This is a genomic window from Streptomyces sp. NPDC005799 (assembly GCF_040630525.1).
GTDB classification, from domain to species: domain Bacteria; phylum Actinomycetota; class Actinomycetes; order Streptomycetales; family Streptomycetaceae; genus Streptomyces; species Streptomyces griseorubiginosus_B.
Genome location: NZ_JBEXXQ010000013.1, coordinates 191,087 through 201,133 on the forward strand (window position 1 = coordinate 191,087; position 10,047 = coordinate 201,133).

Sequence of the window (10,047 nt, forward strand, 5' to 3'; positions counted from 1 at the left end):
CGACGCGATCTCCCCGGCCGCGCGGAGATGGCCGGGAGTGACCGGTACGTGACATTCCGCCCGCTGCCCGAATGCCGCTGACAACTCCGTGCGGCAGGAATGGCGCGACTCGGGTTACCGTTCGAGTGGCCGTTGTGGGCTTTTCCCGTTTGACACGGGGGCGGGATGTACCGTCACACTCCGCAGCGTCACCATGACACGACCCCGGGAGGAACGCCTGGGGAGGCCCCAGCGTCGACCGGAGAGAGAAGAGCGAAGTTGTCCCCGACCAGCGAGACCGCACACGGCGGCCGCCGACTCGTCATCGTCGAGTCGCCTGCCAAGGCGAAGACGATCAAGGGCTACCTCGGCCCCGGCTACACCGTCGAGGCGAGTGTCGGGCACATCCGCGACCTTCCCAACGGCGCCGCGGAGGTGCCGGAGAAGTACACCGGCGAGGTCCGCCGCCTCGGTGTGGACGTCGAGCACGACTTCGAGCCGATCTATGTCGTCAACGCCGACAAGCGGGCCCAGGTGAAGAAGCTCAAGGACCTGCTGAAGGACTCCGACGAGCTCTACCTCGCCACCGATGAGGACCGCGAGGGCGAGGCCATCGCCTGGCACCTGCAGGAAGTGCTCAAGCCCAAGGTCCCCGTCAAGCGGATGGTCTTCCACGAGATCACCAAGTCCGCGATCCAGGCCGCCGTCGCCAACCCGCGCCAGCTCAACCAGAAGCTGGTCGACGCCCAGGAGACCCGCCGCATCCTCGACCGTCTCTACGGCTACGAGGTCTCGCCGGTCCTGTGGAAGAAGGTCATGCCGCGGCTGTCGGCGGGCCGCGTCCAGTCCGTCGCCACCCGGCTCGTGGTCGAGCGGGAACGCGAGCGCATCGCTTTTCGTTCTGCTGAGTACTGGGACCTGACGGGCACCTTCGCGACCGGCCGCGCGGGGGATCCGTCGGACCCGTCGTCGCTGGTCGCCCGCCTGCAGACCGTCGACGGCAGGCGGGTCGCGCAGGGCCGCGACTTCGACTCCCTGGGACAACTCAAGAGCGAGCAGGTACTCCACCTCGACGAGGCCAACGCTCACGCGCTGGCCGCCGCCCTGGAGCAGACGCAGTTCTCCGTCCGCTCGGTCGAGTCGAAGCCGTACCGCCGCTCGCCGTACGCCCCGTTCCGTACGACGACGCTGCAGCAGGAGGCCTCCCGCAAGCTGGGCTTCGGAGCGAAGGCGACCATGCAGGTGGCCCAGAAGCTGTACGAGAACGGCTTCATCACCTACATGCGTACGGACTCCACGACCCTCAGCGACACCGCCGTGGCCGCCGCCCGTGCCCAGGTCACGCAGCTCTACGGCGCCGACTATCTGCCGTCGAGCCCGCGGACGTACGCCGGGAAGGTCAAGAACGCGCAGGAGGCGCACGAGGCGATCCGGCCCTCGGGTGATCGTTTCCGCACGCCCGCCGAGACCGGGCTGACCGGTGACCAGTTCAAGCTCTACGAGCTGATCTGGAAGCGGACCGTCGCCTCCCAGATGAAGGACGCGACCGGCAACAGCGTGACCGTGAAGATCGGTGGCACGGCCGCCGACGGCCGGGACGTCGAGTTCAGCGCGTCCGGCAAGACGATCACCTTCCACGGCTTCCTGAAGGCCTACGTCGAAGGCGCCGACGACCCGAACGCCGAGCTGGACGACCGCGAGCGGCGGCTGCCCCAGGTCGCCGAGGGCGACCGGCTCACCGCCGAGGAGATCACGGTCGACGGGCACGCCACCAAGCCCCCGGCCCGCTACACCGAGGCCAGCCTGGTCAAGGAGCTCGAGGAGCGCGAGATCGGCCGCCCGTCGACGTACGCGTCGATCATCGGCACGATCCTCGACCGCGGCTACGTCTTCAAGAAGGGCACGGCACTCGTCCCCTCCTTCCTGTCCTTCGCCGTGGTCAACCTCCTGGAGAAGCACTTCGGGCGGCTCGTCGACTACGACTTCACCGCCCGCATGGAGGACGACCTCGACCGGATCGCCGCCGGTCAGGCGCAGTCCGTGCCGTGGCTGCGGCGCTTCTACTTCGGTGAGGGCGACGGCGTCGGCGAGGGTGGCGCGGCCGACGCCGGCAACGGCGACGGGGACCACCTCGGCGGCCTCAAGGAGCTGGTGACCGACCTGGGCGCGATCGACGCGCGCGAGGTGTCGTCGTTCCCGGTGGGCAACGGCATCGTGCTGCGCGTCGGGCGCTACGGCCCGTACATCGAGCGCGGCGAGAAGGACTCCGAGGGCCACCAGCGGGCGGACGTGCCCGAGGACCTGGCCCCGGACGAGCTGTCCGTCGAACTCGCCGAGGAGCTGCTCGCCAAGCCGAGCGGCGACTTCGAGCTCGGCGCCGACCCGGAGACGGGCCACCAGATCATCGCCCGGGACGGCCGCTACGGCCCGTACGTCACCGAGGTGCTCCCCGAGGGCACCCCGAAGACCGGCAAGAACGCCGTGAAGCCGCGTACGGCCTCACTGTTCAAGTCGATGTCGCTGGACACGGTGACGCTCGAGGACGCGCTGCGGCTGATGTCCCTGCCGCGGGTGGTCGGCACCGACGCCGAGGGCCAGGAGATCACCGCGCAGAACGGCCGCTACGGTCCGTACCTCAAGAAGGGCACGGACTCGCGTTCGCTGCAGTCCGAGGAGCAGCTCTTCACCATCACCCTCGAAGAGGCCCTGCAGATCTACTCCCAGCCCAAGCAGCGCGGCCGCGCCGCCGCCAAGCCGCCGCTGAAGGAGCTGGGCACCGACCCGGTCAGTGAGAAGCCCGTGGTGGTGAAGGACGGCCGTTTCGGGCCGTACGTCACCGACGGGGAGACCAACGCGACCCTGCGCTCCGGCGACAGCGTCGAGACCATCACCCCGGAGCGCGGCTTCGAACTCCTCGCCGAGAAGCGGGCCAAGGGCCCCGCCAAGAAGACGGCGAAGAAGGCTCCCGCGAAGAAGGCGGCCCCGGCCAAGAAGGCGACGGCCGCCAAGAAGACCGTGGCGAAGAAAACGACGACGGCCGCCAAGAAGACGACCGCCAAGACTGCGGCGAAGAAGGCCACGGCCGCCAACTCCGTGGAGGAATAAGGGCGTTCGGGACCCGGTCGGCGACGGCCGGAACCTTCACGTCCTGTTCGCGAAACGAACGCCCCGGTATCGCTTTGGTGTCGGGGCGCGCGCACGTGCGGCCGCGCGCCCCGGGCTGTCAGTCGGTCCCGATAGGCTGAAAGCATGACGCGAGCGGAGCAGCCAACGGCCCACCACCCGGCCCCCGACGACGCCCTTGTCGCGGACTCCCGCGAGCGCGCCGTCCGCGCCCTGCTGCGCCAGCCGCAGCTGAAGCGGCTGTGGAGCGCCCACCTCGTGGGGTCGGTCGGCGACACCCTCGCCCTCCTCGTCCTGGTCCTGCTCGCCCTGCAGGCGGCGATCAGCGAGGGCTCCTTCGGGGGCAGCTACCGGGGCGTGGCGTTCGCAGTGGCGACCGTTTTCGGGGTGCGGATCCTGGCGACGCTGCTCTTCGGAGCGGTCCTGCTCGGCCCGTTGACTTCGCTCACTTCGCAGGAGGGTCCGCTCGACCGCCGCTGGACGATGGTCGGCGCCGACGCCGTCCGGGTCCTCGCGCTCATCGTCGCGCCCCTGTGGATCGACTGGACGCCGGACAACGCGCTGGCGATCCTTCTGGTCACCGCGTTCGTCACCGGCGTCGCCGAGCGCTTCTGGACCGTCTCCCGCGAGAGCGCCGCGCCGGCCCTGCTGCCGGCCCCGCCGCTGGAGGGCGCGACGGTACGGCCGCTGCCGGACCACATGGATGCCCTGCGCCGTCTGGCGCTGCGCACGGCTTTCGTCGCGATCCCGCTCGCGGCCGCCGCGCTCGTCGTCGCCGGACTGCTCAACAATCTGCTGGGCTCCGGGATCGCCTGGTTCGCCCAGCACCAGGCGGCCCTCGCCTCGTACGTGGCGGCGGGCCTGTTCGCCGCGTCCCTGTCCGTGCTGACCTACCTGGAGCTGCCGGCCACGCGCACCCCACGCGCGCGTTCCCCGCTCGAGGGGCTGCGCCGCCCGCGCACGGGCGAGGGCGTCGACAAGGGCCGCACGGGCGCGATCCCGCTGCTGGTGCTCGCCTGCGCCGCCGTCGCCGGAGCGGTCTCCGCGTCCGTCGCCGTGGCGGTGCTGCACGCCAAGGACCTGCACGGCGGCCCGGTGCTGTACGGCCTGCTGGTGCTCGCCCTGACCGGCGGAGTCGTCGTCGGCATCCGTACGGCGCCCAAGGTGCTGGTGTCGCTGTCGCGGCGCCGACTGCTCGCGCTGGCCATCGCCTTCACCGGAGTCGCGCTGCTGGCCGCGGGTCTCGTCCCGGACGTGACGACCGTCCTGCTCATCCTCGCCCTGGCCGGCATCGGCGCGGGCGTGGCCGCCAACACCGGGCACACCCTCCTCGACCAGGAGGCCGAGGACTACCGGCGCGCCCGCACGACCGAACATCTGCACGCCGTCGTCCGCGTCTCCGTGGCGCTCGGTGCGGTCATCGCCCCGGCCGTGGCCGCGGGCATCGGGCCGCACCGCCTGGAGAACGGCAGGTTCGTCTTCGCCCACGGCGGCGCCGCCTTCACCCTGATGCTGGTCGGCGCGCTGCTGCTGCCGGTGGCCGCGCTGGTGCTGGCCAAGGTCGACGACCGCTCCGGGGTCCCGCTGCGGCACGACCTGCGGGACGCGCTGCGCGGCGGCGACGACCCGGTGACGGCACCCGCCACGAACGGCTTCTTCATCGCCCTGGAGGGCGGCGACGGCGCCGGCAAGTCCACCCAGGCCGAGGCGCTCGCCGAGTGGATCCGGGCCAAGGGCCACGAGGTCGTCGTGACCCGCGAGCCGGGCGCGACGCCGGTGGGCAAGCGGCTGCGGTCGATCCTGCTGGACGTCTCCAGCGCCGGGCTCTCGCACCGCGCGGAGGCCCTGCTGTACGCGGCGGACCGCGCGGAGCACGTGGACACGGTGGTGCGGCCTGCGCTGGAGCGCGGCGCCGTGGTCATCTCCGACCGCTACATCGACTCCTCGGTGGCCTACCAGGGCGCGGGGCGCGACCTGTCCCCGACGGAGATCGCCCGCATCAACCGCTGGGCGACCGACGGCCTCGTACCGCATCTGACCGTCCTGCTGGACATCTCCCCGGAGATCGCCCGCGAGCGGTTCACCGAGGCGCCGGACCGGCTGGAGTCGGAGCCCGCCGAGTTCCACGCGCGCGTGCGCTCCGGTTTCCTCACGCTGGCCGCCGCCGACCCCGGCCGCTACCTGGTGGTGGACGCCGGCCAGGAGCCCGAGGCCGTCACCACCGTCGTACGGCACCGGCTCGACCAGATACTGCCGCTGTCGGAGCAGGAGATCCGGGAGCGGGAGGAGGCTCGCAAGGCCGCCGAGGAGGAGGCCCGCCGCAAGGCCGAGGAGGAGGCCGCCCGCAAGGCCGAGGAGGAGCGGCTGGAGCGTGAGCGCCAGGAGCAGCTCGCCAAGCTGCGTGCCGAGGAGGAGGAGCGCAAGCGGCGCGAGCTGGAGGAGGCGCAGCGGCGCGAGGCCGAACGGCAGGCGGAGGAGGCCCGGCGACGGGCCGAGGAGGCCGCCCGGCGCGCGGAGGAGGAGCGGCAGCGGCTGCTCGCCGAGGAGAAGGCACGCGCCGAGGAGGAGGCCCGCCGCAAGGCCGAGGAGGAGCGGCGGCGCAAGCAGGCCGAGGAGGAGGCACGGCTGCGGGCCGAGGCGGAGGCGCTTCGACTGGAGAAGCAGCGCAAGGCCGAGGAGGCGCTGCTGCGGGCCGAGGAGGCACGCCGGCTCGCGGAGCAGGCCGCGGCCGCCGCGGAGGCGGGGCCCGAGCAGCCGACGGCGCCCGCGGTCGCGCCGGAGGCCTCGACCGTGCCGACGCCGGTGGTGACGCCGACGAACGCGTCGGGCGGACCGGCCGAGGAGACGGCCGTGCTGCGGCCGGTGCGGGAGGACGGTGCCGGGGGCGCCGACGCCGCCGCCGAGGGCCGTAAGCGCCCCGTCGGCGAGTCGGACTCCGAGGTGACGACGAAGCTGCCGCAACCGCCGGCGCCGACGGGTGCCGCCGACGACACGGCGGTGTTGCCGCCTGTGGTGCCGGGTGCGGCGGATGAGACTGCGGTGCTGCCGCCTGTGGTGCCGGGTGCCGCCGATGAGACGGCTGTGCTGCCGCCGGTGCGTGAGGAAGGGCCCGCGGACCGGGTGCCGCCGGGGTACTTCCGGGACGAGCGGGCGGGGGGTGCGCGGCCGGACGGGGGCGAGGAGCGTACGAGGGAGCTGCCCCAGGTCGACGCGGAGGGGGCACCTCGGCGCCGGACCCGGTCGGACTGGGCCGAGGAGACGCCGCTCGACGACCTGCCGTCACTGGCCGACGAACTGCTCGGGCCGCACGAGGACGAGTACGACGAGGACCCGGGGCGGGGCAGGCGCCGCGGCCGGGGGCGCTGAGGCTTCCCGCTTGGCCACCCGCGCAGGCAGTGCCTCTGCGCCCGCTCTGCCACCTCCGTCGTCCGTGCCTGACCGCGCACTCGGCGGCCCGTCGTCCGTGCCTGACCGCGCCCTCGGCGGCTCCTAGTGACTGCCCCCGCGCACTCGGCGTCCCGTTGTCAGTGCCGCCCCCCACAATGGAACCCGCAACACGAACCGTGGTGAAAGGGCGAGGGACGCATGACGGTCTGGGATGACCTCGTGGGCCAGGAGAAGGTGGCCGAGCAGCTGGACGCCGCCGCTCGGGACGCCGACGCGCTCGTCACCGCGGTCGCCGCCGACGCGCCCCCGCCCGAGGCGTCGAAGATGACGCACGCCTGGCTGTTCACCGGGCCCCCGGGAGCCGGACGGAACCAGGCGGCCCGGGCGTTCGCCGCCGCGCTGCAGTGCGTGTCGCCCGACCGCGCGCTCGGCGGATCACCGGGCTGCGGGTTCTGCGACGGATGCCATACGGCCCTGGTCGGCACGCACGCGGACGTCACCAGCGTCGCCGCCGTCGGCTCGCAGATCCTCGCCGAGGACATGCGGGACACCGTACGGAAGTCGTTCACCTCGCCGGCGAACGGCCGCTGGCAGATCATCCTGGTCGAGGACGCCGAGCGGCTGAACGAGAAATCGGCCAACGCCGTGCTGAAGGCGGTCGAGGAACCCGCTCCGCGCACGGTCTGGCTGCTGTGCGCGCCCTCCATCGAGGACGTCCTGCCCACCATCCGCTCCCGCTGCCGCCACCTGAACCTGCTGACGCCGTCGGTGGACGCGGTCGCCGACATGCTCGTACGGCGCGAGGGCGTGGAGCCGGCCGTCGCCGCGGCCGCGGCCCGCGCCACCCAGGGGCACGTCGACAGGGCCCGCCGGCTGGCCACCGACCCGGCGGCTCGTGAGCGCCGTGCCGCCGTGCTGAAGCTGCCGCTGCGGGTCGAGGAGATCGGCGGTGCGCTGAAGGCCGCCCAGGAGCTGGTGGACGCGGCCGCCGAAGACGCCAAGCAGCTCGCCGAGGAGATGGACGGCAAGGAGACCGAGGAGCTGAAGGCGGCGCTGGGCGCGGCTCAGGGCGGCCGGATGCCGCGCGGAACGGCGGGCGTGATGAAGGACCTGGAGGACAAGCAGAAGCGGCGCCGGACAAGAACCCAGCGCGACAGCCTCGACCTCGCCCTGACCGACCTCACCGCGTTCTACCGAGACGTCCTGGCCCTGCAGCTCGGCACGCGCGTGGCGTTGTCCAACGCGGAAGCCGAGGACGCCCTGGAGCGCCTTGCTCGCGGCAGCTCCCCGGAGTCCACCCTGCGCCGCATCGAGGCGATCGCCGCCTGCCGCGACGCCCTCGACCGCAACGTGGCCCCGCTGCTCGCGGTGGAGGCGATGACGATGGCCCTGAGAGCGGGCTGACCACCGGGCACCGCGCGGCACCCCGGGGCGGAATGGCGCACGACACTCCGCGACTGATCAACGGAGGTTGACCATGTAACTCGTACGAGGCACGGCGGGCACGCACGGCATCCGAGCGGCGACACACGGTTACGCTCGCCAGATGCACATCAGGCGCAGCCCCCGTCCCCGTTGCCCCCGAACCGCCGCCGCTTCTCTCCTCGCCACCGCCGCCCTCCTCGTCTCCGCCTGCTCCTCCGGAAGTACGACGAGCACGGCGGGCGGTCCCGCCGAGGCGGCCCTGGCCGCGCTGCCGCAGTCGACGCCGTCCGCGCTGACGCCGTACTACGAACAGAAGCTGAGCTGGCGCAGCTGCGGGGTGCCCGGCTTCCAGTGCGCCACGATGAAGGCGCCGCTCGACTACGCCAAGCCGGGCGCGGGGGACGTACGGCTCGCCGTCGCTCGCAAGAAGGCCACGGGCAAGGGGCGGCCGCTGGGGTCGCTCCTGGTGAACCCTGGCGGGCCGGGTGGCTCGGCGATCGGCTACCTGGAGCAGTACGCGGGGGTCGGCTATCCGGCGGAGGTGCGGGCGCGGTACGACATGGTCGCGGTCGATCCGCGCGGGGTCGCCCGCAGCGAGCCCGTCGAATGCCTCAGCGGACGCCGCATGGACGCCTTCACGCAGACGGACACCACACCCGACGACACGAAGGAGACCGACGAACTCGTCGACGCCTACAAGAAGTTCGCCGAGGGGTGCGGGACGCACTCCCCGGACCTGCTGCGGCATGTGTCCACGGTCGAGGCGGCCCGGGACATGGACATCCTGCGCGCGGTCCTCGGGGACCGGAGACTGACGTACGTGGGGGCGTCGTACGGGACGTTCCTCGGGGCGACGTATGCCGGGCTGTTCCCGGAGCGGGTGGGCCGGCTGGTGCTCGACGGCGCGATGGACCCCTCCCTGTCCGCCCGCCGGATGAACCTGGACCAGACCGCCGGTTTCGAGACGGCGTTCCAGTCCTTCGCGAAGGACTGCGTACGGCAGCCGGACTGCCCGCTCGGCACCAAGGGCACCACGCCGGCCCAGGTCGGCGAAAACCTCAGCGCGTTCTTCAAGAAGCTGGACGCCCACCCCATCCCCACCGGCGACGCGGACGGCCGCAAGCTCGGCGAGGCCCTTGCCACCACCGGCGTCATCGCGGCGATGTACGACGAGGGTTCATGGGGCCAGCTGCGTGAGGCGCTGACGTCGGCGATGAAGGAGAACGACGGCGCGGGCCTGCTGGTCCTGTCCGACAGCTACTACGAGCGCGACGCCGCCGGCCGCTACTCGAACCTGATGTTCGCCAACGCGGCCGTGAACTGCCTGGACCTGCCCGCCGCCTTCTCATCTCCCGACCAGGTCGACAAGGCGCTCCCCGCCTTCGAGAAGGCCTCCCCGGTCTTCGGCGAGGGCCTCGCCTGGGCCTCCCTGAACTGCGCGTACTGGCCGGTGAGGGCCACGGGCGAGCCGCACCGCATCGAGGCGAAGGGGGCGGCGCCGATCGTCGTGGTCGGCACCACGCGCGACCCCGCGACCCCGTACCGCTGGGCCCAGTCCCTCGCCCGCCAGCTCTCCTCGGCCCGCCTGCTCACCTACGTGGGTGACGGCCACACCGCGTACGGCCGCGGCAGCGACTGCATCGACTCCGCGATCGACACCTACCTGCTCGACGGCACCCCTCCGACCCAGGGAAAACGCTGCTCATAGCCCCGCCGCACGCCCCGGGAGCGCCCGCCCCGGGGCGTGGTCGGAGCACCCCCCGAAACTGTGTAGACTTACCGACGTTGCTGATCGCACCATAGTGCGGACGGCGCGCCGCCTTAGCTCAGATGGCCAGAGCAACGCACTCGTAATGCGTAGGTCTCGGGTTCGAATCCCGAAGGCGGCTCCATGGTGAACCTCAGGTCGGACCTTTGACCTGAGGTTTTTCTCTTTTATTGACCTTGAGATCCGGGCAAATCGGGCTTCTGCGGTCTGTGCATCGTAATGCGTAGGTCAGAGGTGCCGCCTCTGCGACGAGAACCCAGCTTTGAGCCTCTGGTCCGAAAATGAAGCATGACCCCTGGTCACCGCAGTGGTGACTGTGATGTGGTCATGCCGCTTCGATGGGGTCGAAGCGGACGGTGAAGCCC

General features: G+C 72.1%; 4 protein-coding genes and 1 tRNA gene. All 5 read left to right on the top strand.

All coding sequences use genetic code 11. The annotated features are described in order from the left end of the window. Positions 1–258: 258 nt before the first annotated feature. The 5 genes from topA to ABZ453_RS15745 all read left to right on the top strand — a co-directional run bounded on the left by topA (position 259) and on the right by ABZ453_RS15745 (position 9,806). The gene (gene topA / locus ABZ453_RS15725) at positions 259–3,084 is read left to right on the top strand and encodes a type I DNA topoisomerase (RefSeq protein ID WP_359015431.1); all 2,826 of its coding nucleotides are present in this window, start codon (positions 259–261) and stop codon (positions 3,082–3,084) included. 144 nt (positions 3,085–3,228) lie between these two features. After that, positions 3,229–6,468: a dTMP kinase gene (tmk, locus tag ABZ453_RS15730; protein WP_359015433.1), complete on the top strand. Its 3,240-nt coding sequence runs from the start codon at positions 3,229–3,231 to the stop codon at positions 6,466–6,468. Positions 6,469–6,687: 219 nt separating this feature from the next. Then, positions 6,688–7,893, top strand: a complete 1,206-nt coding sequence (locus ABZ453_RS15735; protein WP_359015435.1) for a DNA polymerase III subunit delta' — start codon at positions 6,688–6,690, stop codon at positions 7,891–7,893. 142 nt (positions 7,894–8,035) lie between these two features. Further along, positions 8,036–9,622: an alpha/beta hydrolase gene (locus ABZ453_RS15740; protein ID WP_359015437.1), complete on the top strand. Its 1,587-nt coding sequence runs from the start codon at positions 8,036–8,038 to the stop codon at positions 9,620–9,622. A gap of 107 nt (positions 9,623–9,729) precedes the next feature. Beyond that, positions 9,730–9,806 (top strand) — tRNA-Thr (locus ABZ453_RS15745). Positions 9,807–10,047: the final 241 nt, after the last annotated feature.